Here is a 26,103-nt window from a genome sequence, read left to right as displayed (position 1 = left end):
ACTGGCTCAAAACAGTGAAAATCGCCAGAGTATACCTTGTACAGCGGTTAAGGTTAACCGGCGATTGTTGCCGCAAAACAGAAAGCTGTAATGATTTCATCATGCTGACCTTTCAGAGCGAAAAAAACTGTCGGCAGATAACGTTTTTTGTGCCGAAAAGCTGTATTCAGACACGACAAGCTGGTAGAATCCTGCGCCATCACTACGTAACGTAGCGTCGCCACATTAACGGCGCTTATTTGCACAAATCCATTGACAAAAGAAGGTATAGAGGGCATATTCCTCGGCCTTTGAATTGTCCACATAGATCATATTTGGGAGTTGGACCTTGGCTAATATCAAATCAGCTAAGAAACGTGCTATCCAGTCTGAAAAGGCTCGTAAGCACAATGCAAGCCGTCGCTCTATGATGCGTACTTTCATCAAGAAAGTATACGCAGCTATCGAAGCTGGCGACAAAGCTGCTGCGCAGAACGCATTTAACGAAATGCAACCAATCGTGGATCGTCAGGCTGCTAAAGGTCTGATCCACAAAAACAAAGCAGCGCGTCATAAGGCTAACCTGACCGCGCAGATCAACAAACTGGCTTAATCGCTATTTGTTGTTGCTTGTTTTAAAAGAACCCGCTTAACGCGGGTTTTTTTATGCCTTCAGAGTACCGGTGGCGTAAACAGCGCAGCGTAATCCTGATTACAGATACGCTGTACCGCCGGATGCTGGATCATCCTTTCGGCAAAAATGGCGTGATACTCTTCCATCACGTTGTCCACCCGGCCAATCTCGGTAATCTTCTCATCCGCATAGAGATCCTGCGCATAGAGCGTGGGGGCGACAAAAATGGCGTTATGCGCTTCCCCGAACGCTTTCATCAATGCGGCATCATCAAACTCACCCAGAATTTCAACGTTAAGCCCCTGGGAGTTAAACCAGTTCAGCAGCTTGCGTCCCAGCATCGAACGACGCCCGGGAACCAGTAAACGGCGCTCTTCCAGACAGGCGGGGAACGGTTTTTCTGGCGGCGGATTACTGCACCAGAAGCTGACGCCGCATTCACCAATCTTCACCGAAAAAAGGCCTTCCTGCTGCGTGGAGTCGATGGGGCAGTCAGAGATAATCATATCCAGCTTATGCTGGCTCAACTGCTCCAGCAGCATCTCATGCGTCGATTCAAAACAGCGCAGGTGGATCTGCTCATCCTTCACGACTGCCGCATCCAGCACCCCGCTGACCAGCCGCTTTGACAGCGCATCCGCAATGCCCACATCAAAGAGCAGGTTCGACTCCTTACGGTAATTCACAATATCCAGCATCTCCTGGCTCAGGGTGAACATTTTGTCGGCGTAGCGAAACACCAGTTCACCCAGTTCGCTTGGCTCAATACCGCGCCCCTTACGCTTGAAGAGCTTGCCCTGCAGGCGCTCCTCCAGCGCTTTGATCTGCCCGGTAATCGTCTGCGGCGTCAGGTAGAGCGCCTCTGCAGCGCCGACAACCGACCCCTCTTTATAGACATGCCAGAAGTAGTAAAGATGGTTGTAGTTAAGATGAGACATACGATCCTCGCTCCCTGATTGTGTTAACGGGAGGGCTGCCTGTCCCTCCCGGAGTCCCGTTACGCCGGATGCGCCTGCGATGGCAATTTCGTCTTCAGCAACATATAACCTACAAACGCAGCCAACAGCGATCCGGTTAAGATAGCCAGCTTAGCCCAGATGATAAGCTCAGGGGCATTCGCGCCAAACGCCAGTGTTGAGATAAAGATCGACATTGTAAAGCCGATCCCGCACAGCACACCAACGGCCATGATCTGCCGGCAGGTGGTTCCGTGCGGCAAGGTAGCAAGCTTCAGTTTCAGCGCCATCCAGCAGAAGAGGCCAATCCCCAGCGGCTTACCGATAAACAGCCCGGCGATGATCCCCAGCGGCAGCATCGACATCAATCCATCCAGCGTGACGCCCTCAAGGGAAACACCCGCGTTTGCGAAGGCGAAGAGCGGCAGGATCATAAAGGCGACCCACGGATGCAGCACGTGCTCAAGCTGCTTCGCCGGCGATTTACCCTCTTGCGCCTTCAGCGGCATGAAGAAACCGATAATCACGCCGGCCAGAGTGGCATGCACGCCCGATTTCAGTACAGCCGTCCACAGCACCATGCCCACCAGGAGATAGATACCAATGCGACGGACATTGCAGATATTGAGCAGCGCCAGCACCGCGATGGCCGCCGCCGCAACCGCCAGCGACAGCACCGACAGCTCACTGGTATAGAACAGGGCAATAATGACGATTGCGCCCAGGTCATCGATGATCGCCAGAGCCATCAGGAAGATTTTTAACGCCATCGGCACGCGTTTACCTAACAGCGCCAGAACGCCCAACGCAAAGGCGATGTCCGTTGCTGCCGGGATCGCCCAGCCATCCCGGGCAATGGGATCCTGATAGTTAAAGGCCAGAAAGATGAGGGCCGGAACCACCATCCCACCGATGGCGGCAATCACCGGAAACGCCGCGCGCTGACGGCTTGCCAGGGAGCCCTGAACCAGCTCACGCTTGACCTCCAGCCCCACCAGCAGGAAAAAGACCGCCATCAGTGCATCGTTGATCCACAGCAGCATGTTCTTGTTGATTTCCAGCACGCCGACGCGTAACTCAACGGGTGTTTCCAGAAAAGCGTGATACAGGCCGCGGGTTGAGCCCAGGTTTGCCAGCAGCATAGCGATGGCTGCGGCCAGCATGAGTATGATGCCCCCAGAGGCCTCATTGCGGAAAAAACGATTCAAAAGTTTCACTATTACTCTCTCTTTTTACGACAATCCTTCGTTAAAACCATTATACGCACGGATATTCATCGGCAAAAGCAGGTTAATGTTAACTATAGACTCAGTTTTTTCGATCTGATTATTTCAGGGATAAAAAAGCCCGGAATCGCTTCCGGGCTTCGGGCACAACGTTAGCGAGTCAAATCGTCAAAGAATTTTTTCACGCCATCAAAGAAGCTTTTGGAGCGCGGGCTATTGTTTTCACCCGTTGGACCACCAAAGCTATCCTGCAGTTCTCTCAGCAGCTGCTTCTGTTTTTCGTTCAGGCCAACCGGGGTTTCTACCACCACGCGGCAAAGCAGGTCGCCCTGCGCGCCGCCACGGACAGATTTCACGCCTTTGCCGCGCATACGGAACAGCTTGCCGGTCTGGGTTTCGCCAGGCACTTTCAGGTTTACACGGCCATCCAGCGTTGGCACTTCAATCTCACCGCCCATCGCCGCCATCGCAAAGTTGATCGGCACTTCGCAGTACAGGTTGTTACCTTCACGCTCAAAAATCGCGTGCTGCTTCACCTGTACCTGAACGTACAGATCGCCTGCCGGTGCGCCATGCTCGCCTGCTTCGCCTTCGCCAGAGAGACGAATACGATCGCCGGTATCCACGCCCGCCGGGATTTTAACGGAGAGGGTTTTGGTCTTCTCGACGCGACCGTGACCGTGACATTTGTTGCACGGATCCTTGATCAGCGTACCGCGACCCTGACAGTGCGGACAGCTCTGCTGCACCGCGAAGAAGCCCTGACGCATCTGCACCTGACCGGAGCCGTGACAGGTTGGACAGGTCTGCGGCTTGGTGCCCACCTTCGCGCCGCTGCCGTGGCAAACGTCACACTCTTCCAGCGTCGGGATGCGGATCTCTTTCGTCACGCCACGGACCGCCTCTTCCAGCGTCAGCTCCATGTTGTAACGCAGGTCTGCGCCACGGGCTGCACGCTGGCGACCGCGGCCGCCGCCGAAGATATCGCCGAACACGTCACCAAAGATATCGCTGAAATCTGCGCCGCCGCCGCCAAATCCGCCGCCGCCCATACCGCCCTGTTCAAACGCGGCATGACCGTACTGATCGTAAGCCGCACGTTTCTGCGCATCGGTCAGGACTTCGTAGGCTTCTTTGATCTCTTTAAATTTGGCTTCGGCCTCTTTGTCACCCTGGTTGCGGTCCGGGTGATATTTCATGGCCAGGCGCTTGTACGCCTTTTTGATTTCACGCTCTTCCGCTGTTTTGGAAACGCCTAAAATCTCGTAATAGTCTTGCTTTGCCATCTTGTTTTATCTGCCCCTAACATGCGTGCACGGGCGGAGAGGAAACCTCTTCGCCCGTGCCAGTGTATTACCCGTTCAAAGGGCGATTATTTTTTGTCTTTCACTTCTTCAAACTCTGCGTCGACAACATCGTCATCTTTCGCGTTGTTCGCAGAAGCGTCAGCGCCTGCACCAGCCTGCTGCTGTGCGTGCTGCTGCTGTGCGATCTCCATCAGCTTCCCGGAAACCTGCGCCAGTGCCTGCATTTTCGCTTCGATATCAGCTTTGTCTTCGCCCTTCAGGGAAGCTTCCAGCGCGCTCAGTGCAGACTCGATAGCCGTTTTGTCGTCAGCTGGCAGTTTATCGCCCGCTTCTTCAACCTGCTTACGGGTGCTGTGCAGCAGATGGTCACCCTGGTTGCGGGTCTGAACCAGCTCTTCGAACTTACGGTCAGACTCGGCGTTCGCTTCTGCTTCGCGAACCATTTTCTGGATTTCTTCTTCGTTCAGACCAGAAGAGGCCTTGATGGTGATCTTCTGCTCTTTACCGCTGTTTTTGTCCTTCGCGGAAACGTGCAGGATACCGTCAGCATCGATGTCGAAGGTGACTTCGATCTGAGGCATACCGCGCGGCGCCGGGCTGATACCGTCGAGGTTAAACTGGCCCAGATCTTTGTTATCTGCGGCACGTTTACGCTCACCCTGCAGCACATGGATGGTTACCGCAGACTGGTTGTCTTCAGCGGTAGAGAACACCTGGCTGTGCTTGGTCGGGATGGTGGTGTTTTTGGCGATCAGTGGAGTCATCACACCGCCCATGGTTTCGATACCCAGAGACAGCGGGGTAACGTCCAGCAGCAGTACGTCTTTAACATCACCGGTCAGTACGCCGCCCTGAACAGCAGCACCGATAGCAACGGCTTCGTCCGGGTTAACGTCTTTACGCGGCTCTTTACCAAAGAATTCAGCGACTTTCTTCTGAACCATTGGCATACGAGTCTGACCACCTACCAGGATAACGTCCTGGATTTCAGATACGGACAGTCCCGCATCCTGCAGCGCAACTTTCAGCGGTTCGATGGAACGGTTAACCAGGTCTTCTACCAGGCTTTCCAGTTTCGCGCGAGTCACTTTGATGTTCATGTGTTTTGGACCGGTGGCGTCTGCAGTGATGTACGGCAGGTTCACGTCGGTCTGCTGCGCAGAAGAGAGCTCGATTTTCGCTTTTTCTGCGGCTTCTTTCAGGCGCTGCATCGCCAGCGGATCGTTACGCAGGTCAATGCCCTGATCTTTCTTAAATTCGTCAACGAGGTAGTTGATCATACGGCTGTCGAAGTCTTCACCACCCAGGTGGGTATCACCGTTGGTTGCCAGAACTTCGAAGGTTTTTTCGCCGTCAACTTCGTCGATTTCGATAATAGAGATATCGAAAGTACCACCACCCAGGTCGTATACCGCGATGGTGCGGTTGCCAACTTCTTTATCCAGACCGTAAGCCAGTGCCGCTGCGGTTGGTTCGTTGATGATACGTTTGACTTCCAGACCCGCGATACGGCCCGCGTCTTTGGTCGCCTGACGCTGTGCATCGTTGAAGTAGGCTGGTACAGTGATAACCGCTTCAGTTACCGGCTCACCCAGGTAATCTTCCGCCGTTTTCTTCATTTTTTTCAGCACTTCAGCAGAGATCTGCGGCGGTGCCATTTTCTGACCTTTAACATCAATCCAGGCGTCGCCGTTTTCAGCGCCGATGATTTTGTACGGCATGATAGCTTCATCACGCTGAACTTCTTCGTCCTGGAAGCGACGGCCAATCAGGCGCTTAATCGCAAACAGCGTGTTTTGCGGGTTTGTCACTGCCTGACGTTTAGCCGGCTGACCAACCAGAGTTTCACCATCCTGGGTATAGGCAATGATAGAAGGCGTGGTGCGATCGCCCTCGGCATTCTCCAGCACACGTGCAGTAGTGCCGTCCATAATCGCTACACAAGAGTTGGTAGTACCCAGGTCGATACCAATAATTTTACCCATCTAAACGTCTCCACTATAAATTCGGTCAACATGTGGTTGTGTACCTGTAATAAGGGCAAAAGGTGCTTTTTCAACTGCCCAGATTTGAATTTTTTCAGGTCCACACACTGCGGTTGACTACAAGATGGGGTCGCAACGGCATCCATCAAGGGGGATGGATAAAAAATTTTTTAATTTCACCCTGATTAGATCATAGACGGCATCGATGGCGCCCATTATGATGCCGCGCCCCGCCAGGGAGTATTGGCGTGGGAACCACTATTTCACCATATTAATGATGATTTTTTTGAGGACTTATGGGCAACACTAAGTTGGCTAATCCGGCTCCGCTGGGCCTGATGGGTTTTGGCATGACCACCATTCTGCTGAACCTGCATAATATCGGGATGTTCCCGATGGATGGCGTTATCCTGGCGATGGGCATTTTTTATGGCGGTATCGCACAGATCTTCGCGGGCCTGCTGGAATATAAGAAAGGCAATACCTTCGGTTTAACCGCATTTACCTCTTACGGTTCATTCTGGCTGACCCTGGTCGCCATTCTGTTGATGCCGAAAATGGGCCTGGCCGATGCGGCTAATACACCGTTCCTGGGTGTCTACCTGGGCCTGTGGGGCGTCTTCACGCTGTTCATGTTCTTCGGCACGCTGGTAGGTAACCGCGCGCTGCAGTTCGTCTTCCTGAGCCTGACCGTGCTGTTCGCCCTGCTGGCAGTGGGTCACCTGGTGGATAACGGCGAAGCCATTATCCACGTGGCGGGCTGGGTTGGCCTGGTCTGCGGCGCCAGCGCCATCTACCTGGCAATGGGTGAAGTCCTGAACGAGCAGTTCGGTCGCACCGTTCTGCCGATTGGTGAAAAACACTGATCCCCTTCGTGCCCGCTCCGCGGGCACGAAATCTCTCCGGCGTTTATCCGCGAACGGAGCTAGCCAGTTCCGGCACCTCTTTCTCTATCATCCCCTGCCGTAGCCAAATTCCCAGCGCCAGCCCCATCAACGAGAGCGCCAGCACATACCAGGCGGGTGCCATTGGCGACACGCCCATCAGTAGGGTTACGGCAACCGGCGTCAGGCCGCCGAAGATGGCGTACGAAACGTTATAGGAGAACGAAATACCGGTGAAGCGCACCTCTGGCGGGAAGGCGCGGACCATCACGTACGGCACAGCGCCCACCACACCCACGCAAAGCCCTACCGTGCCATACAGTAGGAACAGCTGTTCAGGATGGCTGCCCGCAAGATGGTAAAACGCCCAGCTCGACCCGGCCAGCAGCAGGCTGCCAATAATAAAGGTCAGGCTGGAGCCGATACGATCCACCGCCAGCCCGGCAATCAGGCAGCCAAAGCAGAGCATGATGGTTGCAATGCTATTAGCCTGCAACGTCACCGCCGGCGCAAAGCCGTACTGTTTTTGCAGCCAGACCGGCGACATCAAAATCACCACCACGATACCCGCCGAGAGCAGCCAGGTGAGCAGCATTGACACCACCACCGCCTTTCTGTGCCGCACCACCACCGCTTTCACCGGCAGCTCCTGCGCCAGCGCCTTACGCTGCTGCATCTCAAGGAATACCGGTGTCTCCTGCAGCCAGCGGCGCAGATACATGGCGACCAGGCCAAACGCGCCGCCCAGCAGGAATGGAATACGCCAGCCCCAGTCGTGTACCGCCTGTTGGGTCATGCTGGTATTCACCAGCGTCGCCACCACCGAGCCCAGCAGAATGCCGACGGTCAGCCCTGCGGTCAGCGTGCCGCAGGCAATGCCGATCCGCCGGGCCGGAACATGTTCCGCCACAAATACCCATGCCCCAGGCACTTCACCACCGATCGCCGCACCCTGCAGGATGCGCATCAGTAACAGCAGGATCGGCGCGAGAATGCCCATGGAGGCATAGGTTGGCAACAGGCCAATCGCCAGGGTGGGTACCGCCATCAGCAGGATGCTAAGGGTGAACATCTTCTTACGCCCGACCAGATCGCCGAAGTGGGCCATTACGATGCCGCCCAGCGGACGCGCCAGATAACCGGCGGCGAAAATGCCAAAGGTCTGAACCTGACGCAGCCATTCGGGAATGTCAGGCGGGAAGAACAGCTCCCCGACGACAGCGGCAAAGAAGACGAAAATGATGAAGTCATAAAACTCCAGCGCGCCGCCGAGTGCGGCAAGCGTGAGGGTTTTATAATCCTGACGATTGAGAGTCCGGTTGTAATGTGGCATAGCGAACCATTCTGGGCTGAATTATTGGATTATATTTACAGCGATCGTAAAGAAAAAATTACTATACCGTAAATCAATCAGCACGCTACCATCGTTACAGCTTATGTCACATTATTGTTAATTTCAGGAGATTGTTTCACGCCTCGCGCTTTTCGGGCGAAAAGCTGCTACCACCTGCGGATCGGTTTCGACATAAGGCCCTTCAAGAAGCTGTACACAATACGGTACACTGGCAAAGATCCCCGCCACCACCACTTTGCCGTCAGCCTCTTTAACGCCTTCCAGCGTCTCTTTAATCGATTTCGGCTGGCCTGGTAAATTGAGGATCAGCGCCTGCTTGCGGATCACCCCGACCTGGCGTGACAGGATTGCCGTTGGCACAAAGTGTAGACTTATCTGGCGCATCTGTTCGCCAAAGCCCGGCATTTCGCGGTCGGCAATGGCAAGCGTTGCGTCCGGGGTCACATCGCGTCGTGCCGGACCGGTGCCGCCGGTTGTCAGCACCAGATGACAGCTCATTTCATCCACCAGTTCACACAGGGTTTGCTCAATGACGGCCTGCTCGTCCGGGATCAGACGGGTTTGTACTTCAAACGGCGTAGTCAGGGCAGACGCCAGCCAGGCTTCCAGCGCGGGGATGCCTTTATCTTCATAGACACCGCTGGAGGCGCGATCTGAGACGGAAACTAAGCCAATGCGTAAGGTATTCATATCCATTCCATTCAAACAATACAGATTGAGGGGAATGATACACGCAGGAAGGCGATTCAGACAGGGTATGAGAGAGGTAGCGTGACCGGGAGCCCGGTCACGCTGGAATGATTACAGCAGGTCGCCGATCATTTTTTCCAGTTTTTCCTGGTCGATGGCAAACTTACGGATACCGTCCGCCAGTTTGTCTACCGCCATTGGATCCTGGTTGTGCTGCCACAGGAACTCAGATTCAGTGATGCGCTCTGGACGGGCTTTCACTTCACCGCTGAAGCTCAGCTTACGCTCGATGGTACCTTCGCTTTCTGCCAGCTCTTTCAGCAGCGCAGGTGCGATGGTCAGGCGGTCACAGCCAGCCAGTTCCAGGATCTCACCCACGTTACGGAAGCTTGCGCCCATCACCACGGTTTCATAACCGTGATGTTTGTAGTACTCGTAAATCTCGGTAACGGAAACCACACCCGGATCTTCCGCTGCCGCGTACTCTTTCTTATCGGTGTTGGCTTTGTACCAGTCCAGAATACGGCCCACGAATGGCGAGATCAGGTAGACGCCCGCTTCTGCGCACGCACGCGCCTGCGCGAAGGAGAACAGCAGGGTCAGGTTACAGTTGATGCCCTCTTTTTCCAGCTGCTCAGCAGCGCGGATGCCCTGCCAGGTGGAAGCCAGTTTGATCAGGATACGGTCGTTGCTGATACCCGCATCGTTGTACAGTTTGATCAGGCGTTTGGCTTTCGCGATGGAGGCTTCGGTGTCGTAAGACAGACGCGCATCCACTTCAGTGGAGATACGGCCCGGAACCAGTTTCAGGATCTCCAGACCGATGTTCACAGCCAGTTTGTCGGTAGCATCCACTACCTGCTGTGCGCGATCGCTGCTCTGGCTTTTCGCCCAGGCAACAGCATCGTCGATCAGTTTACGGTATTCAGGGATCTGTGCAGCGTTAAGGATCAGAGAAGGGTTCGTTGTGGCATCCTGCGGCTGGTACAACTTCATTGCCGCGATATCTCCGGTGTCAGCGACAACAGTCGTGAACTGACGAAGGGAGGTTAATTTATCCGTCATGATAGTGTTTCTCTTTAACTTGCCCTGGATAATTCGCGTTACCAGCAAGATGCCAGAAACGGAAAAATGACAGGTTTACTTGTTAGGGGGATGTAACCGGTCTGCCCTGATGATAACACGACGGAAGGTCAGCGCAACCGCAGACAATGCGCTGAAGGATACTGTGATAAACTCGGCAAAATAACAGATTACCCATTCACTGTTTGTTCAATCGCTCGAAGCGATTACCTATGCACTTTGGCATCAACAAGAGGGACGTTAGTGCCTGATTATCTGTCGTTTATTAATGAAATCCTGTGGGGTTCAGTGATGATATACCTGCTTTTTGCGGCAGGTCTTTGGTTCACTGTTCGCAGCGGGTTTATTCAATTTAGCGCCCTTCCTCAACTGCGCATTAATCTGAAAAATAGCCTGAGCCCGCAGCCGGGAGGCTTAACCTCGTTCCAGGCGCTCTGCACCAGCCTGGCGGCCCGGCTCGGCAGCGGTAACCTGGCCGGGGTCGCGCTGGCCATCTCCGCTGGCGGCCCAGGGGCGATATTCTGGATGTGGATGACCGCCATTATCGGTATGGCGACCTCCTTCGCAGAGTGCTCGCTGGCACAGCTATATAAGGAAGCGGATAAACAGGGGCAATTTCGCGGTGGCCCAGCCTGGTACATGGCCCGGGGTCTCGGCATGCGCTGGATGGGCGTGCTCTTTTCACTCTTTTTGCTCGTCGCTTACGGTCTTATTTTTAACACTGTCCAGGCCCACTCGGTGGCCCATGCGCTGCGCTTCGCCTTTGACTGCCCGGAAATCATCACCGGCGGCATGCTGGCCGCGTTCACGCTGCTGGTGATCGTCACCGGCATCAAAGGCGTCGCCCGGCTGATGCAGTGGATGGTGCCGGCGATGGCGCTGCTGTGGCTCATGACCAGCCTGATCATCTGCGCCTGGCATGCCGAACAGTTACCTGCCGTCTTCAGCCTGATCGTCAAAAGCGCCTTTGGCTGGCGCGAAGCAGCCGCCGGGGCGCTGGGCTACACCCTGAGTCAGGCCCTGACGGCGGGTTTCCAGCGCGGCATGTTTTCCAACGAAGCGGGCATGGGCTCAACCCCGAATGCCGCAGCCGCCGCCGCCTCCTGCCCCCCTCACCCGGCCTCTCAGGGGCTGGTGCAGATGATCGGCGTCTTCGTCGATACCATCATTATCTGCACCGCCAGCGCCATGATCGTGCTGCTGGCAGGGCCGATGGATCTGCCGGCAGATACCGCAGGCATACAGCTGCTGCAACAGGCGCTGATAAACCTGACCGGGGGCTGGGGAGCCGGATTTGTAGGGTTTATCCTTATCCTGTTCGCGTTCAGCTCCATCGTGGTGAATTACATCTATGCCGAAAATAATCTGATCTTTCTGCATCCCGATGCCCGGCGATCGCGCTGGGTATTACGGGGCGGCGTTGTGCTGATGGTGCTGCTCGGATCGCTGTTAAGCCTGCCGATGGTCTGGCAGCTGGCGGATATCATCATGGCCCTGATGGCCATCGCCAACCTGACAGCTATCCTGCTGCTCTCCCCGGTGGTGACCCTGATTGCCCGGGACTATCTGCGTCAGCGCAAGCTGGGCGTCCAGCCGGTCTTTGATGCCTCGCGTTATCCCGAGATTGAAGAACAGCTCGCCCCCGGCGCCTGGGATGATTTGCCGCGTCAATAACAGCCATCGATCAATCGAGGCGGTTTTTTTGTTAAAATCGCACCAAATCTCCTGCAAGGACTGGATATGCTGATTCTGATTTCACCTGCCAAAACGCTCGACTACCAGAGCCCACTTGCCACCGAGCGCTATACCCAGCCGGAACTGCTGGATCACTCGCAACAGCTGATCCACGAAGCGCGTAAACTTTCGGCTCCGCAAATTGCGACCCTGATGAGCATCAGCGACAAGCTGGCGGATCTCAATGCCACCCGTTTCCACGAATGGCAGCCCGATTTCACCCCATCCAACGCGCGTCAGGCGATTCTGGCCTTTAAAGGCGATGTTTATACCGGTCTGCAGGCAGAAACCTTCAGCGAAGCGGATTTTGATTTTGCCCAGCAGCATTTACGTATGCTCTCCGGCCTGTATGGCGTGCTGCGCCCGCTGGATCTTATGCAACCTTACCGTCTGGAGATGGGGATCCGCCTGGAAAACGCGAGAGGGAAGGATCTCTATCAGTTCTGGGGCGAGACCATCACCGACACGCTGAACGCGGCGCTGAAGGCGCAGGGCGACAACGTCCTGATCAACCTGGCATCCGATGAATACTACAAATCGGTCAAACCGAAAAAGCTGAACGCGGAGATCGTCAAGCCTGTCTTCCTGGACGAGAAGAATGGCAAATTCAAAGTGATCAGCTTCTACGCCAAAAAAGCGCGCGGGCTGATGAGCCGCTACATCATTGAAAACCGTCTGACCCAGCCAGAGCAACTGAAAGCATTCGACAGCGAAGGCTATTTCTTTGATGAGGAAGCATCAGGGAAAGGTGAGCTGGTGTTTAAGCGCCACGAGCAGTAAAGCAAAACCCCGCCGGTTGGCGGGGTAATTTTAATGGTGTTTCCGGTCCGGTCCCGGACGGTGATCGTCATGACGATCGTGATGGCGATTATCGTGATGCTCGCCATGCGGATGCCAGCGATTGTCCCGCCACTCGTAGTGAGATTTCCACCAGTCATGGTCACGCCAGTGGCCGCCATCCCAGTAGTGTCCACGATTATCCTGATCGCCAATTTGCAGTTTGACCGCCGGTACCAGGGTAATTTCAGAGGCCTGAGCCGCCATCGGAGCCACCAGCATCAGAGAAAGCGCGATCAGCACAGGTTTCAGTTTCGACATAGGTTACTCCTTATTGATCTTGCCCGATGTGGGCCGATGTAAGGAGATTACGCGAGAGGCATGGAGGTTGTTATTCTCTGCAATCCTATTCTGTAAGTGTCCGCATTTATTGGGAATTTCTACTTTTTCCCTGCTATTTCTCTCCTTAATTTCTCCATAAAAAAGCCGGGTAACGCAGAGGCGTCCCCGGCTGGATTATGCGACATGGTGCCCGGCGGCGCTGTGCTTGCCGGGCCTACAATTCGAGCTCGTGTAGGCCGGGTAAGCGAAGCGCCACCCGGCAACAAACAATCACCCGCGCGTCATCATCAACTTACGCAGCGCCGCAAAATCGGCCGGCAGGTTGTGCGACAGCAGCGGCAGATCGGCACGTTCGGCCAGCTCTTTCGGCAGCGGCAGGGAATCGCCCAGGATCGCGTCCACGCTCTCTTTGAACTTCGCCGGGTGCGCGGTGCCGAGGAACAGGCCGTACTCGCCCGGGTTCAGCTGATCGCGCAGGGCGCGATACGCCACCGCGGCATGCGGTTCAGAGACGTAGCCCAGCTGCTTCAGCTCACGCATTGTCTCTTTGGTGGTTTCGTCAGTCACCGCAGCGTAGCCCAGCTCATTCAGACGCCAGATTTTACGGCGGAACAGCTCCTCCACACGCGGCCAGTTATTAGGCTGTGACACATCCATCGCGTTAGACAGGGTGGCCTGCGTCGCGTTTGGCGTCCACTTGCCCTCTTTCAGGAAACGGGGAACGGTGTCGTTGGCGTTGGTGGCCGCGATAAAGCGTTTCACCGGCAGGCCCAGAGACTTCGCCAGCAGGCCGGCTGTCAGATCGCCAAAGTTGCCGCTCGGCACCGAGATCACCAGCTGATTACGCGCTTCCTGCGGCAGTTGCGCCACCGCCTCGAAGTAATAGCAGATCTGCGCCAGCAGGCGGCTGATGTTGATGGAGTTGGCGGAGTTCAGACCCAATGCCACTTTCAGCTCTTCATCATCGAAGGCCTGCTTAACCAGCGCCTGACAGGCATCGAAATCCCCGTCGATAGCGACGGTTTCAATGTTGCCGCCGAGCGTACAGAAGAGTTTTTCCTGCAGCGGGCTGATTTTACCCTGCGGGTAGAGGATCACGACGCGAACGTTTTTCAGGCCGTAGAAGGCATGCGCCACCGCCGCCCCGGTATCGCCGGAGGTGGCGGTCAGGATGGTTACTGGCTTATCACCGCTGATGTGAGTCAGCATCTGCGCCATAAAGCGGCCGCCAAAATCTTTAAATGCCAGCGTCGGGCCGTGGAACAGCTCAAGGCAGCCGACGTCCGGCTCGACCTGGCTTACCGGTGCCGGGAAGGCAAAGGCCGCGCGAACGCGCTCTTCCAGCAGCTCCTTCGGGATTTCGTCGCCAATAAAGGCGGAAAGAATTTTGGTGCTGCGGGTGACGAAATCCTCCTTCAGCATCTCGTCAATTTCCGTCAGACCGAATTCTGGCAGATCGTGCGGGAAGAACAGCCCCTGGTTTTTGCCCAGCCCCTGCGTTACTGCCTGTGCAAAACTTACCTGCTCGTTATGATCTTTAAGATTGTAGAGTTTCATCGTTTATCCCAGTACTCGTGCGCCCGCCGTATCCAGACGGCAAATATGAACAAAGCCTTCCTGATTTTGCAGGTAATTTTTCTCCAGCCAACCTGCTACCCGCTCAGCCGTATCCGGTTTGTCGCACAGCGCAAACAGGGTCGGTCCGGAACCGGAGATGCCGCAGGCCAGCGCGCCAATATCCAGTGCGGCGCTGCGTGCCTCGTCAAAGCCAGGCAGCAGCTTAGTGCGGTACGGCTCGGCAATAACATCCTTCATCAGTTTTGCTGCAAGCCCTGGCTGACGGGTATAGCAGGCATGAATAAAGCCCGCCAGATGACGGCCATGAGCGATGCAGTCCTGACGGCGATACTGCGCCGGCAGAATAGCGCGCGCTTCCGCGGTCGACACTTTGATGCCCGGATAGGCCAGCACCCACAGCCACTCATCAAAGCCTGGCACCTGCTGGCTGATGATGCCGTTCTCTTCGATCATCAACTGCATGCCGCCCAGGAAACAGGGGGCAACATTATCATAATGAATGCTGCCGGAGATGCGCCCTTCCAGCTCGCCCATCAGGGCCAGCAGGCGGGTGTTATTCAGCGGCTTGCCGCAATGTTCGTTCATCGCCACCAGCGCAGCGACGACAGAACAGGCGCTGGAGCCCAGCCCGGAGCCAATCGGCATGCTTTTTTCCAGCGTCATGGCAACAGGGACGTTTTTACCGATCTCCTGACAAAAACGCTCCCAGCACTGATAGACAATATTTTCCCGCGGTTCGCTCGGCAGCTTGCTGGCGAAACGCCCGACGTTATTCAGACTGAAGCTGTCCGCCGCTTCTACCGTAACCGTATCACCCAGCAATGCGCCATTCACCGGCGTCACCGCCGCGCCCAGCACATCAAATCCGACGCTCATATTGGCGCTGGAAGCCGGGGCATAAACTTTGACCATGTTAAACTCCTAACTTCCATGACAGGGTACGCAGCAGATCGGCAAACACGCCCGCCGCCGTCACATCATTCCCCGCGCCATAGCCGCGAAGGACCAACGGCAGTGGCTGATAATAGTGGCTGTAAAACGCGAGGGCGTTTTCGCCGTTTTTCACTTTGAACAGCGGATCGTTACCGTCGACCGCCGCCACTTTGACACGGCAGACGCCATCTTCTTCAATGTTGCCAACATAGCGCAATACCTTGCCTTCATCACGGGCTTTTGCGACCCGGGAGGCGAAAGCGTCATCCAGCTGCGGCAGATTCGCCATAAAGGTGGCGACATCGCCAGAGTGGTCAAAACTCTCCGGCAGAACCGGTTCAATGACGATATCCGACAGCTCCAGCTCACGTCCCGTTTCGCGGGCGAGGATCAGCAGCTTGCGCGCCACATCCATGCCGGAGAGATCGTCACGCGGATCGGGCTCGGTGTAGCCCAGCTCACGCGCCATTTTGGTCGCTTCCGACAGGCTCATGCCTTCATCCAGCTTGCCAAAGATAAAGGAGAGCGAGCCCGACAGAATGCCGGAGAAACGCTGCAGTTCATCCCCGGCATTGAGCAGGTTTTGCAGGTTTTCGATAACCGGCAGCCCGGCGCCGACGTTGGTGTCGTAGAGGAACTTACGACGGGATTTCGCCGCCGCGTGACGCATCTGATGGTAGTAATCCATCGACGAGGTGTTGGCCTTTTTGTTTGGCGTCACCACGTGGAAACCTTCGCGCAGGAAGTCGGCATACTGATCGGCCACCGCCTGGTGGGAGGTACAGTCGACAATCACCGGGTTCAGCAGATGATACTCCTTCACCAGACGGATCAGGCGGCCCAGATTAAACGGCTCTTTCGCCTCCGCCAGCTCAGCCTGCCAGTTCTCGAGGTTCAGCCCGTGAACGTTGGTCAGCAACGCTTTGGAGTTCGCAATGCCGCAGACGCGCAGATCGATATGCTTTTTCTTCAGCCACTCCTGCTGGCGCTTCAGCTGCGCCAGTAACGCACCGCCGACACCGCCGACGCCAATCAGGAACACCTCGATTACCTGATCGGTGTTAAACAGCATCTGATGGGTAACGCGCACGCCGGTGGTCGCATCGTCGTTATTCACCACCACGGAGATGGAGCGCTCTGAGGAGCCCTGGGCAATGGCAACAATATTGATGTTTGCCCGCGCCAGCGCCGCAAAGAACTTCGCGGAGATGCCGCGCAGGGTGCGCATACCGTCGCCCACCACCGAGATAACGGCCAGGCGTTCCTGTATGGAGAGCGGCTCCAGCAGCTCCTCTTTCAGCTCCAGGTAAAATTCCTCTTCCAGCGCCCGGCGCGCACGCAGGCAGTCGGCCTGGTGTACGCAGAAGCTGATGCTGTATTCCGAGGAGGACTGGGTGATTAACACCACCGAGATGCCGTTGCGCGACATGGCCGCAAACACGCGCGCCGCCATGCCAACCATCCCTTTCATGCCTGGCCCGGAGACGCTGAACATCGCCATATTATTGAGGTTGGAGATACCTTTTACCGGCAGACCATCTTCATTGCTGCTGGCGCCAATCAGCGTGCCTGGCGCCTGTGGATTACCGGTGTTTTTAATCAGGCAGGGGATCTGGAACTGGGCGATAGGGGCGATAGTACGAGGGTGAAGCACTTTGGCGCCAAAGTAGGAGAGCTCCATCGCCTCCTGATAAGACATCGACTTCAGCAGGCGGGCATCGGGCACCTGCCGGGGGTCGCAAGTATACACGCCGTCGACGTCAGTCCAGATCTCACAACAGTCGGCCCGCAGGCAGGCAGCCAGCACGGCGGCGGAGTAGTCGGAACCGTTACGGCCCAGCACCACCAGCTCCCCTTTTTCATTCCCGGCGGTGAAGCCCGCCATCAGGATCATATGGTCAGCAGGAATTTTGCCTGCCGCAATGCGACGGGTAGATTCGGCAATATCTACGGTAGATTCGAGGTAATGGCCAACAGCGAGCAGTTTTTCGACGGGATCGATCACCGTGACGTTATGACCACGGGCTTCCAGCAGACCCGCCATAATGGCGATAGAGAGTTTTTCACCACGGCAGATCAGCGCCGCGTTGATGCTGTCCGGGCACTGCCCCAACAGGCTGATACCATGCAGAACGTGTTTAATCTGAGCGAACTCTTGCTCAACGAAGGCTTTCAGTTGGGCGTGGGGAAAGCCAGGCTGTGCATCCGCCAGGCCCTGTAGCAGGCTGGCAAAGATCTGCTCAGCGTCGCTGATGTTCACCAGTGCATCCTGACCCCCGATGGTTTTTTCAATCATCGCCACCAGGTGATTGGTAATTTTAGCCGGGGCAGAGAGAACCGTCGCCACCTGCCCCTGCCTGGCATTACTCTCCAGGATGTCGGCAACACGCAGAAATCGTTCTGCATTTGCCACTGATGTACCGCCGAACTTCAACACTCGCATGGTTGTTACCTCGTGATCTTTAGCCGAAAAAAAAGCCCGCACTGTTCAGGTGCGGGCTTTTTCTTTTCTTTCCTGTACGCGTCAGCCCGCACCGTTACCTGTGGTAATGATGATGGTGGTGGTAATGGTGGTGATGCTGATGTGTTTCATGGATGTTGTGTACTCTGTCATTATTATCTGTCTGTGCTGTCTGACTCTATTGGTTAAAGCATACGTGCCGGTAAGTCAACGAATTTCTAATTTGATCACATTTTCCGGCCCTTTCACGTATCTCTACCTGAGTTTTTATTTCCGTCCGGATCGGACCGTGCACTGCACACTTTTTGGAGCATTCAACCATAACAAAAAAGTATGACAGCGTTTTACTCTGCCAGTTTTTTTTCGATATCGTGCAGTAATCGGTGCAACATTGCCGTGTCTCGCTGACCTAACAGACCTAACCGCTGCTGTAGCCACTCCGCCATTTTCTGATCGTCGGCGACATTCAGCGAGGTCAGCAGGCGTTCGGTACGCGTACGCAAAGCAGAAAGCTGGTTTTCATCCACCTCAGCCGGAGGTGAAGCAGGATTTTGCATCAAGGATGCTAATTGATAGCAATACACCATCACGGCCTGACCTAAATTTAGCGACGGATAATCTGCCACCATCGGCACGCCGGTCAGCACGTCCGCAAGTGCCAGTTCCTCGTTCGTCAGGCCGGAATCTTCCCGGCCAAAAACCAGCGCCATGTTGGGCAGCCACTGGCTTTTTTCTGCCAGTAAAGGCACCAGTTCAGCGGGCGTGGCGTAGTAATGAAACTTAGATCGGCTGCGGGCGGTGGTAGCGACGGTAAAAGAGATATCGTGCAGCGCGTCGGCCAGAGTTTCGTAAGTAGTTAAATTATCAAGGATATCTCCCGCCCCATGGGCAACCCAACGTGCCGCAGGTTCGTTGTGCGCATCGCTGGCGACAATACGTAAATCGGTAAACCCCATGGTCTTCATTGCCCGTGCGGCGGCGCCGATATTTTCTGCTCTTGCTGGGGATACCAGTACGATAGACAAATGCATTTATGCTCTCTTTTTAGGCAGTTAGCCGATAAAAATGTGATACGCATCATCATATTACGCATCACGAATTTACAAATTCGCAACAGAAATCACCGAAATAGCGTTTCACTACAAATTAAAAATACTAAACTATTTCATGAATGAACTTTAAGGGATAATGTTAATGAATAACGCTTATCCCTATGTTTAATAATGATAATGATTTCTCAGGTTCAATGTTGACATTGGATTCACCTTGTTTATTAATTAACGGTCGCAACTAGTTGGTTTGTTGAAAATTTGTGACAAAGGCTAGCGATCCGCTACGATGATTTCATCAAACTGTTAACGTGCTACAATTGAACTTGATATATGTCAACGAAGCGTAGTTTTATTGGGTGTCTGGTGTCACTTAGCCTGTTATGTTGCTGTTAAAATGGTTAGGATGACAGCCGTTTTTGACACTGTCGGGTCCAGAGGGAAAGTACCCACGACCAAGCTAATGATGTTGTTGACGTTGATGGAAAGTGCATCAAGAACGCAATTACGTACTTTAGTCACGTTACGCCGGTCATGTTAATTTGTGGCATGTATCAGGCAGGTCAGGGACTTTTGTACTTCCTGTTTCGATTTAGTTGGCAATTTAGGTAGCAAACATGCAGACCCCGCACATTCTTATCGTTGAAGACGAGTTGGTAACACGCAACACGTTAAAGAGCATTTTCGAAGCAGAAGGCTACGATGTCTTTGAAGCGACCGATGGCGCAGAGATGCATCAGATCCTTTCTGAAAATGATATCAACCTGGTTATCATGGACATCAACCTGCCGGGTAAAAACGGCCTTCTGCTGGCACGTGAACTGCGTGAACAGGCGAACGTTGCGTTAATGTTCCTGACTGGCCGCGATAACGAAGTTGATAAAATTCTTGGCCTGGAAATCGGCGCGGATGACTATATCACCAAACCGTTTAACCCACGCGAGTTAACCATTCGTGCACGCAACCTGCTGTCCCGCACCATGAACCTGGGCACGGTCAGCGAAGAGCGTCGTAGCGTAGAAAGCTACAAATTCAACGGCTGGGAACTTGATATTAATAGCCGTTCTCTGGTGAGCCCGCAGGGCGACCAGTACAAACTGCCGCGCAGCGAATTCCGCGCCATGCTGCACTTCTGCGAAAACCCGGGCAAGATCCAGTCCCGTGCAGAACTGCTGAAAAAAATGACCGGCCGTGAGCTGAAGCCGCACGACCGTACCGTTGACGTGACTATCCGCCGTATTCGTAAACACTTCGAATCCACGCCGGATACACCAGAAATCATCGCCACCATTCATGGTGAAGGCTATCGTTTCTGCGGCGACCTGCAGGAATAATTCTGCACATAAGTCATAAAAAACGGCGCCCTGGCGCCGTTTTTTTATTTCCATAACCGCATCGTATCTTTATCCGTTGACCCGGATGGCACCGTGCGCTTCGGCTGGGAGAGCGAGTACCAGTCAAAGTGGCGCGTGAGATACATTACCGTAAACAGGGCCAGCGCCAGCACCGCAGAGCCCAGCAGCAACGCACTCTCTTCTGAACGCAGCAGGAACCACATCACCACGTCCAGCCCCAGCAGCGCCAGTACAAACAGGCCACTGCGTTTCCAGCTTTTCAGCACTGCCTGCAGATAGACGCCGTTCATTAGCGCCCCCACCAGGCTGGCGATAATCCATGCGGGAGTAAAGCCCACATGCTCAGACAACGCCAGCAGCACCAGATAGAACAGCACCAGCGCCAGCCCCACCAGCAGGTACTGCATCGGGTGCAGCCGCAATCCGGTTAAAGTTTCAAAGACGAAGAAGGCCATAAACGTCAAAGCAATCAGTAAAATGGCGTACTTAATCGCGCGGTCGGTCAGCTGATACTGATCCGCGGGGGTCGCCACCGTGACGCTAAACGCCGGGATCGCACTCCATTCAGGGACCTCGTTGTCGTTGAACCAGCCCGCCAGGTTGTTCGCAAACCAGCTGCTTTTCCAGTTTGCCTGGAAACCAGACGCGCTAATCTCGTGCTTAACCGGCAGGTAATTGCCCATAAAGCTCGGGTGCGGCCAGTTACTGTTCAGGGTCATTTCGCTGTTACGCCCCACCGGAACCACGGCAAAGCTGCCGGTACCAGCCAGATTGAGCGACATCTCCAGCGAGACGGTTTTTGCCGCCAGCGCGTTGTCGGTCAGTGGGATGTGAATGCCGGATAACGCCCCGTACACCCCGGCGCCAGGCTCGATGCTTAACGTCTCACCATTGATTTTTGAGATGCTCACTGCCCCTATCCCGCGCGCATCCCCGACGCCGACCACGATAAACGGCTTGCCGAGCGTCATCGTCTCACCCTGCAACTCCGCCAGTTTTTCCGTCGTAAACTGCGCTTTAATGTTGAGATCGGTATTCCAGATTTGCCCGTCATAGATGCCGATATTGCGCGTCTGCACGTGCTGATTGCCCTCAACCAGTAGCGTCTCCGGCAGGATAAAGTGCATATAACGCTTCTTATACTCCACCTTTTTCGCCTCTTCCTGTTTGTAATAGACCTCCGTTACCGGAATGGCGATGAGCGGGCCCACCAGCTGCTGTGGGCCGCTGGTACTCTGGCGAAGGGTGTTTTCGACCTCGTTGCGATAGCTCTCGCGCTCCGAAATCAGATTACCCACCAGCATCAGTGGGACGAGTAACAGCAGAATGCACCCCAACAGGGTGCTGACTTTCCAGAACAGGGGGGATTTCATATCAGGTCTCCTTTGTGATGAGGAGAGCCTAACCAGGCTATGTGGGGCCAGTTTGAAGTTATGTGAAGGGACGGTGAAGTATCAGGGTGGCCGTCACGCCGCCGTCAGTCCGGTTGCGCAGATCGATGCTCCCCTGATGCAGACGCGCCACCTCCAGCACAAAGGCCAGCCCCAGCCCGCTGCTTTTTAATCCGTTCTCGCGCGGGAGGGAGTAGAAGCGCTCAAAGATTCGCGCCTGCGCATAATCCGGGATGCCGCTTCCGTTATCCGTCACGGTGATGGTGACCTGCCTGAACGCCTGCGTAGCGGCAAGCTGGATCGCCCCACCCGGCGGGGTAAAGTCGATAGCGTTATCCAGTAAATTGCCCAGCGCCTGCTCAAGCAGATCGGCATCGCCCTCCACGCAGCACCCGCTCCTTTGCCAGTTCAGGGTGATGTTTCGGGAGGCCAGCGTCGCCGCGCGCGCATCGGCAAGGCGTGTAAACAGCTCATCAATGCTGACACTGACCGGAACGATCTCGACCCTGTTTTCCAGTCTGGCCTGAGCGAGAAGTTTTTCAACCAGCGACTGCATACGCGCGTTCTGCGCCAGGATATTATCAATAAACCGCGCCGCCACCTGCGGCGGGGGCTGCTCTGCCAGGATCTCCGCCGCACCGCGGATCGCGGCCAGCGGGCTCTTCAGTTCGTGGGTGAGCGCATGCACATAATTTTCGATATCATTTTTTCCCTCCAGACGAACACGCATGTTCTCCAGCGCCTGCGCCAGTTTGCGCAATTCACTGCTGCCCGGATCGGGCAACGGCAGCGGGGTATCATTGGTCACCGAGTCGGCATAGCGCGACAGGGTGTTAATCGAGCGGTTGATCCACCATGCCACCGCCAGACCAATGAGCAACGCAATCCCCAGCAGCGCCCCGCCGGCCCACAGGATCCGTCGCTCGCTGCGCTGGATCACCGGCGCCATCGCGCTATTGGGCTTGCCAACCGACAACACGCCGATAATCTTGCCCCGATCGACCACCGGCGCGGCAACGTACATGACCGTGCTCTCCGGATCCTGCGGATCGCTCGGCGTACTGCGGGCGCCATACTCCCCGCGCAGCGTCAGCCAGACGTCGTTCCAGCGCGCGTAATCCTTCCCCACGGCCAGACCGGCGGAGTCAAATACCACCCGGCCGCGGGCATCGGTCATGTAGACGTGATACTCGTTACGCACCTTATGAATGCCACCAATATTGGCGCGAAACGGGCGCTGGTGGAGCCGGGAAAAGGCCTGCGCCAGCTTGCCCTCCTGTGGGTTGCCTGCCAGCAGATCGTCTCGTCCCACTTCCGCCAGCAGCGTCGCGGTGTCAATCAGCGTGCCTTCGGTTGCCCTGCGCACGCCGGGCTTGATCTCCTGAACAAAGATCGACAGCACAAACCACGCGGCGATGGCCACAATCAGGAAGTATCCCAGCAACAGCCGCATGCCTATGCGCATTAATATAATCCCAGGCTATAGCCCATGCCGCGATGGGTGCTGATAGGGGAAAGCTGGTCATTCACTGCCCGCAGCTTGGCGCGCAGGGTTTTAATATGGGTATCCACGGTGCGATCGAAGCTGTCGCCCTCCTCTCCCCAGACTTTATCCATCAGTTGCTGGCGAGAATAGACACGGCCCGGCGCGTTCAGCAGCGTTTTAAGCAGCAGGAACTCGTAGCGTGTCAGGGGTAATGGCTCACCAAACCAGCTGATTCTGGCGGCAGGTTCATTCAGTTCAAACTCGCCGATACGGACAATCTCTGAAGGCGCAGCGGATTTTTGCATGCGCCGTAAAATGGTCCGCACCCGGGCGCATACCTCCCGGGGCGAGAAGGGTTTGGCAACGTAATCATCGGCGCCGATCTCCAGACCGAGCAGCTTATCCACTTCATCGCTGCGGGCCGTCAGGAACAGCACCGGTAGCGAAGGATGCCGGGCCAGCAGCTGACGGCAGAGCTCAAAACCGCTGATATCCGGCAGCCCCACGTCCAGGATGGCGAGCGCCGGGCTTTGTCGGCGCGCTTCCTCCAGCACCGGCAGGCCACGTTCAAAGGCCTTTACCGCAAATCCCTCCTGCTGGAGCATGTAGATCAGCGTATCGGCGATGCTGATTTCGTCTTCAACCAGCCAGACCACAGGTTGCTGCATGGCGTGTCCCTGAGTTAATGCCACGGCATAATGGGCACCGCGCTGAGCGCGTTTTTCGGTGAGCCTTCAACGACCTTGTCCGAGTAGGCCAGATAAGCCAGCGCGTTACGTTTCGCATCATAGAAACGCACCACCTGCAGTTTTTTGAACACCAGCGAGGTGCGTTTCTGGAACACCACGTCGCCCTGCGCCTTACCGTTTTTGATCTTCTCGCTCAGCTCAACCGGCCCCACCTGCTGACAGGAGATTGCCGCGTCGGAGGTGTCTTCAGCCAGCCCAAGGCCCCCTTTTATCCCGCCCGTTTTTGCCCGGCTGATATAGCAGGTCACGTTTTTTACATCGGGATCGTCAAAGGCTTCGACAACAATTTTATGGTCCGGCCCGAAAACTTTGAACACGGTATCGACAGAGCCAATCTCCTCTGCCTGCACGGCGCGCGCCATTAATAACAGCAGCGTCGTGACGATCAATGTCTTGTATTTCATATTGTTACCATATTTGAAAATTGAACTGCGTAATTATTCAACAATCATATAAAAAAAGCAGCAAGATCACAGCATTAGAAAATATTCTCCTGGATCACCAGCAAAACCGCATTTAAGCGCAAAAAAAACACTGAATGCTAAAACATCAAAAAATGCTATTATCCGCTAACCTGTTAACAGGGTACCTGCTGTATTAAGGATGAGGATAGTATATGGATCAGGCTGGAATTATTCGCGATCTTCTTACCTGGCTGGAAGGCCATCTGGATCAGCCTTTGTCACTCGATAATGTGGCGGCAAAAGCGGGATATTCTAAGTGGCACTTACAGCGGATGTTTAAGGATGTCACCGGTCATGCCATTGGTGCTTATATCCGCGCACGTCGCCTGTCCAAGTCCGCCGTGGCGCTTCGCCTGACTGCGCGTCCGATTCTGGATATCGCTTTACAGTACCGCTTTGATTCACAGCAGACCTTTACCCGCGCGTTCAAAAAACAGTTCTCGTTGACCCCTGCGCTCTACCGCCGCTCGCCGGACTGGAGTTCGTTCGGGATGTGCCCGCCGCTGCGCCTCGGCGAATTCACCCTGCCTCAGCATGAGTTCGTCACTCTGCCAGAGACGCACCTGGTCGGTACGACGCAAAGCTACTCCTGCTCGCTGGAGCAGATCTCCGAATTCCGTCATCAGATGCGCGTTCAGTTCTGGCGTGATTTCCTCAGCCATGCGCCGGCCATTCCGCCGCTGCTATATGGCCTGAACGAGACGCGTCCAAGTCTGGAAAAAGATGACGAGCAGGAAGTGTTCTACACCACGGCATTAACGCCGGAAATGGCCAATGGCTATATTCAGGGGTCGAAACCGGTGGTGCTGGAAGGCGGTGAATATGTGATGTTCACCTATGAAGGGCTGGGAACTGGCGTGCAGGACTTTATCATGACGGTCTATGGCACCTGTATGCCGATGCTGAACCTGAACCGCAGAAAGGGGCAGGATATTGAGCGTTACTATCCGTCAACGGATGTTAAACCGGACGAACGCCCAATCGATCTGCGCTGCGAATACCTGATTCCTATCCGCCGTTAACGCTGCAGCTCATCTAACGCAGGGGCATCAAGATGCGAGATATCCCCTGCCATCTCCACAATCCATCCTGATGCCAGCCACGGACTTTGCTGATAGTCGATGCGGGAAAGCGAGCAGTTACGCAGACGCAGGCGACGTTCAGCCCAGGCCGGAAGCCCAAGGATGGTGCTGACCAGACAACCCAACGCCATTCCGTGACTCACCAGCAATGGCCGACTGCCCTCGGGAAGGTCCAGGCAGGCTGCCAGTGCCGCATGCATACGCTCGCTCAGTTCCAGCATCGATTCGCCTTGTGGAATACGGCCATCTTCGCTGCCGTTAACCAGCGTACGACGCCAGGACTCTTCTTCTTCCGTCAGGGTATCGATAAGACGTTGTTCCAGCACCCCCATATCCAGCTCACGCAGGCGGGCATCCACGGTGACATCGCAGCCGCAGGCTTGCGCGATAATCTCCGCTGTGCGTCGCGTGCGACCTAAATCGCTGGCGATGATATGGGTAATGCCCAGCGTTCTGGCGCGTTCGCCAACCTGCCGGGCCTGTTCCTCACCCTTGGCAGTAAGTGGACTGTCTGACTGGCCTTGAATACGTCGCTCGGCGTTCCACTGCGTTTCACCGTGGCGAACAAGGTATACCTGTAACATGCTTTTTTTCCGTTATACTG

Annotated in this window: 25 protein-coding genes, 1 pseudogene and 1 other annotated feature; of the genes and pseudogenes, 6 read left to right on the top strand and 20 right to left on the bottom strand. The window is 55.3% G+C overall.

The features are described 5' to 3' along the window. Positions 1–6 precede the first annotated feature (6 nt). Positions 7–174: pseudogene (locus tag GNG26_RS22595) on the bottom strand (DUF2575 domain-containing protein). A 154-nt stretch (positions 175–328) separates the two neighbouring features. On the opposite strand from GNG26_RS22595, the gene rpsT reads away from it, so the two are divergent. Continuing rightward, positions 329–592 carry a 30S ribosomal protein S20 gene (rpsT, locus tag GNG26_RS03160; RefSeq protein ID WP_008502037.1) on the top strand — a complete coding sequence of 88 codons (264 nt, stop codon included), beginning with the start codon at positions 329–331 and terminating at the stop codon, positions 590–592. A gap of 59 nt (positions 593–651) precedes the next feature. Here rpsT and nhaR read toward each other — a convergent pair whose 3' ends face one another. The 4 genes from nhaR to dnaK form a co-directional block, all read right to left on the bottom strand. Further along, the gene (gene nhaR / locus GNG26_RS03155) at positions 652–1,551 is read right to left on the bottom strand and encodes a transcriptional activator NhaR (protein ID WP_103178211.1); all 900 of its coding nucleotides are present in this window, start codon (positions 1,549–1,551) and stop codon (positions 652–654) included. A gap of 59 nt (positions 1,552–1,610) precedes the next feature. Beyond that, positions 1,611–2,786, bottom strand: a complete 1,176-nt coding sequence (gene nhaA, locus GNG26_RS03150; protein ID WP_103823203.1) for a Na+/H+ antiporter NhaA — start codon at positions 2,784–2,786, stop codon at positions 1,611–1,613. A 161-nt stretch (positions 2,787–2,947) separates the two neighbouring features. Further along, the gene (gene dnaJ, locus GNG26_RS03145) at positions 2,948–4,081 is read right to left on the bottom strand and encodes a molecular chaperone DnaJ (RefSeq protein ID WP_103178209.1); all 1,134 of its coding nucleotides are present in this window, start codon (positions 4,079–4,081) and stop codon (positions 2,948–2,950) included. Positions 4,082–4,167: 86 nt separating this feature from the next. Further along, the gene (gene dnaK, locus GNG26_RS03140; protein ID WP_103823202.1) at positions 4,168–6,087 is read right to left on the bottom strand and encodes a molecular chaperone DnaK; all 1,920 of its coding nucleotides are present in this window, start codon (positions 6,085–6,087) and stop codon (positions 4,168–4,170) included. 296 nt (positions 6,088–6,383) lie between these two features. On the opposite strand from dnaK, the gene satP reads away from it, so the two are divergent. Further along, positions 6,384–6,953: an acetate uptake transporter gene (gene satP / locus GNG26_RS03135; protein ID WP_114315923.1), complete on the top strand. Its 570-nt coding sequence runs from the start codon at positions 6,384–6,386 to the stop codon at positions 6,951–6,953. Between the two features lie 43 nt (positions 6,954–6,996). On the opposite strand, the gene GNG26_RS03130 is transcribed toward satP, so the two are convergent. From GNG26_RS03130 to tal, 3 genes are all read right to left on the bottom strand, one after another. Continuing rightward, complete coding sequence (locus tag GNG26_RS03130; protein ID WP_156237777.1) at positions 6,997–8,304, bottom strand: MFS transporter; 1,308 nt, start codon at positions 8,302–8,304, stop codon at positions 6,997–6,999. Between the two features lie 123 nt (positions 8,305–8,427). Next, positions 8,428–9,015, bottom strand: coding sequence for a molybdopterin adenylyltransferase (mog, locus tag GNG26_RS03125; RefSeq protein ID WP_114315925.1), 588 nt, complete (start codon positions 9,013–9,015; stop codon positions 8,428–8,430). 111 nt (positions 9,016–9,126) lie between these two features. Next, entirely contained in the window at positions 9,127–10,080 is a 954-nt protein-coding gene (tal, locus tag GNG26_RS03120) for a transaldolase (RefSeq protein WP_156237775.1), read from the bottom strand. Positions 10,081–10,341: 261 nt separating this feature from the next. Here tal and GNG26_RS03115 point away from each other — a divergent pair, with 261 nt between their 5' ends. Together GNG26_RS03115 and yaaA are read left to right on the top strand one after the other, a co-directional pair. Then, positions 10,342–11,772 carry a sodium:alanine symporter family protein gene (locus GNG26_RS03115; protein ID WP_114315927.1) on the top strand — a complete coding sequence of 477 codons (1,431 nt, stop codon included), beginning with the start codon at positions 10,342–10,344 and terminating at the stop codon, positions 11,770–11,772. Between the two features lie 66 nt (positions 11,773–11,838). Continuing rightward, positions 11,839–12,612, top strand: coding sequence for a peroxide stress protein YaaA (gene yaaA, locus GNG26_RS03110; protein WP_156237773.1), 774 nt, complete (start codon positions 11,839–11,841; stop codon positions 12,610–12,612). A gap of 30 nt (positions 12,613–12,642) precedes the next feature. Here the strand turns inward: yaaA and GNG26_RS03105 are convergent, their stop codons facing one another. The 7 genes from GNG26_RS03105 to yjjY all read right to left on the bottom strand — a co-directional run bounded on the left by GNG26_RS03105 (position 12,643) and on the right by yjjY (position 19,494). Continuing rightward, entirely contained in the window at positions 12,643–12,930 is a 288-nt protein-coding gene (locus tag GNG26_RS03105; RefSeq protein WP_156237771.1) for a DUF2502 domain-containing protein, read from the bottom strand. Between the two features lie 291 nt (positions 12,931–13,221). Further along, entirely contained in the window at positions 13,222–14,508 is a 1,287-nt protein-coding gene (gene thrC / locus GNG26_RS03100) for a threonine synthase (protein WP_156237769.1), read from the bottom strand. A gap of 3 nt (positions 14,509–14,511) precedes the next feature. Next, on the bottom strand, positions 14,512–15,441 hold the full coding sequence (gene thrB, locus GNG26_RS03095) for a homoserine kinase (protein WP_103178196.1): 930 nt from the start codon (positions 15,439–15,441) through the stop codon (positions 14,512–14,514). 1 nt (position 15,442) lies between these two features. Continuing rightward, entirely contained in the window at positions 15,443–17,905 is a 2,463-nt protein-coding gene (gene thrA / locus GNG26_RS03090) for a bifunctional aspartate kinase/homoserine dehydrogenase I (protein WP_156237767.1), read from the bottom strand. 25 nt (positions 17,906–17,930) lie between these two features. Then, positions 17,931–18,048: a sequence feature (Thr leader region), on the bottom strand. Next, positions 17,987–18,055, bottom strand: coding sequence for a thr operon leader peptide (thrL, locus tag GNG26_RS03085; protein ID WP_156240128.1), 69 nt, complete (start codon positions 18,053–18,055; stop codon positions 17,987–17,989). Its footprint overlaps the feature before it by 62 nt. Before the next feature lie 212 nt (positions 18,056–18,267). Continuing rightward, positions 18,268–18,954, bottom strand: coding sequence for a tRNA/rRNA methyltransferase (locus GNG26_RS03080; protein WP_156237765.1), 687 nt, complete (start codon positions 18,952–18,954; stop codon positions 18,268–18,270). Positions 18,955–19,353: 399 nt separating this feature from the next. Beyond that, on the bottom strand, positions 19,354–19,494 hold the full coding sequence (yjjY, locus tag GNG26_RS03075; protein ID WP_001541509.1) for a protein YjjY: 141 nt from the start codon (positions 19,492–19,494) through the stop codon (positions 19,354–19,356). A 95-nt stretch (positions 19,495–19,589) separates the two neighbouring features. Between yjjY and arcA the strand changes: the two genes are divergently transcribed. Then, entirely contained in the window at positions 19,590–20,306 is a 717-nt protein-coding gene (gene arcA / locus GNG26_RS03070) for a two-component system response regulator ArcA (protein ID WP_039030451.1), read from the top strand. A gap of 44 nt (positions 20,307–20,350) precedes the next feature. Here the strand turns inward: arcA and creD are convergent, their stop codons facing one another. Genes creD through creA form a run of 4 tightly spaced genes read right to left on the bottom strand, consistent with a single transcriptional unit; the run spans position 20,351 to position 24,357 of the window. Beyond that, positions 20,351–21,700, bottom strand: a complete 1,350-nt coding sequence (creD, locus tag GNG26_RS03065; RefSeq protein ID WP_156237763.1) for a cell envelope integrity protein CreD — start codon at positions 21,698–21,700, stop codon at positions 20,351–20,353. A gap of 58 nt (positions 21,701–21,758) precedes the next feature. Further along, positions 21,759–23,183 (bottom strand): two-component system sensor histidine kinase CreC, encoded by a 1,425-nt coding sequence (creC, locus tag GNG26_RS03060; protein ID WP_156237761.1) that lies wholly within the window; start codon positions 23,181–23,183, stop codon positions 21,759–21,761. Next, entirely contained in the window at positions 23,183–23,872 is a 690-nt protein-coding gene (creB, locus tag GNG26_RS03055) for a two-component system response regulator CreB (RefSeq protein ID WP_103178191.1), read from the bottom strand. Before creB ends, creC begins: the two co-directional genes overlap by 1 nt. A 14-nt stretch (positions 23,873–23,886) precedes the next feature. Then, on the bottom strand, positions 23,887–24,357 hold the full coding sequence (gene creA, locus GNG26_RS03050; protein WP_156237759.1) for a protein CreA: 471 nt from the start codon (positions 24,355–24,357) through the stop codon (positions 23,887–23,889). A 212-nt stretch (positions 24,358–24,569) separates the two neighbouring features. Between creA and robA the strand changes: the two genes are divergently transcribed. Continuing rightward, positions 24,570–25,439 carry an MDR efflux pump AcrAB transcriptional activator RobA gene (gene robA / locus GNG26_RS03045; protein ID WP_103823186.1) on the top strand — a complete coding sequence of 290 codons (870 nt, stop codon included), beginning with the start codon at positions 24,570–24,572 and terminating at the stop codon, positions 25,437–25,439. On the opposite strand, the gene gpmB is transcribed toward robA, so the two are convergent. After that, on the bottom strand, positions 25,436–26,083 hold the full coding sequence (gpmB, locus tag GNG26_RS03040; protein ID WP_103823185.1) for a 2,3-diphosphoglycerate-dependent phosphoglycerate mutase GpmB: 648 nt from the start codon (positions 26,081–26,083) through the stop codon (positions 25,436–25,438). The genes robA and gpmB overlap by 4 nt on opposite strands. Positions 26,084–26,103: the final 20 nt, after the last annotated feature.

Source organism: Leclercia sp. J807, from assembly GCF_009734465.1.
GTDB lineage: Bacteria > Pseudomonadota > Gammaproteobacteria > Enterobacterales > Enterobacteriaceae > Enterobacter.
Note: the sequence above shows the minus strand (reverse complement) of the source record. Positions and strands in the feature narration are given on the sequence as shown.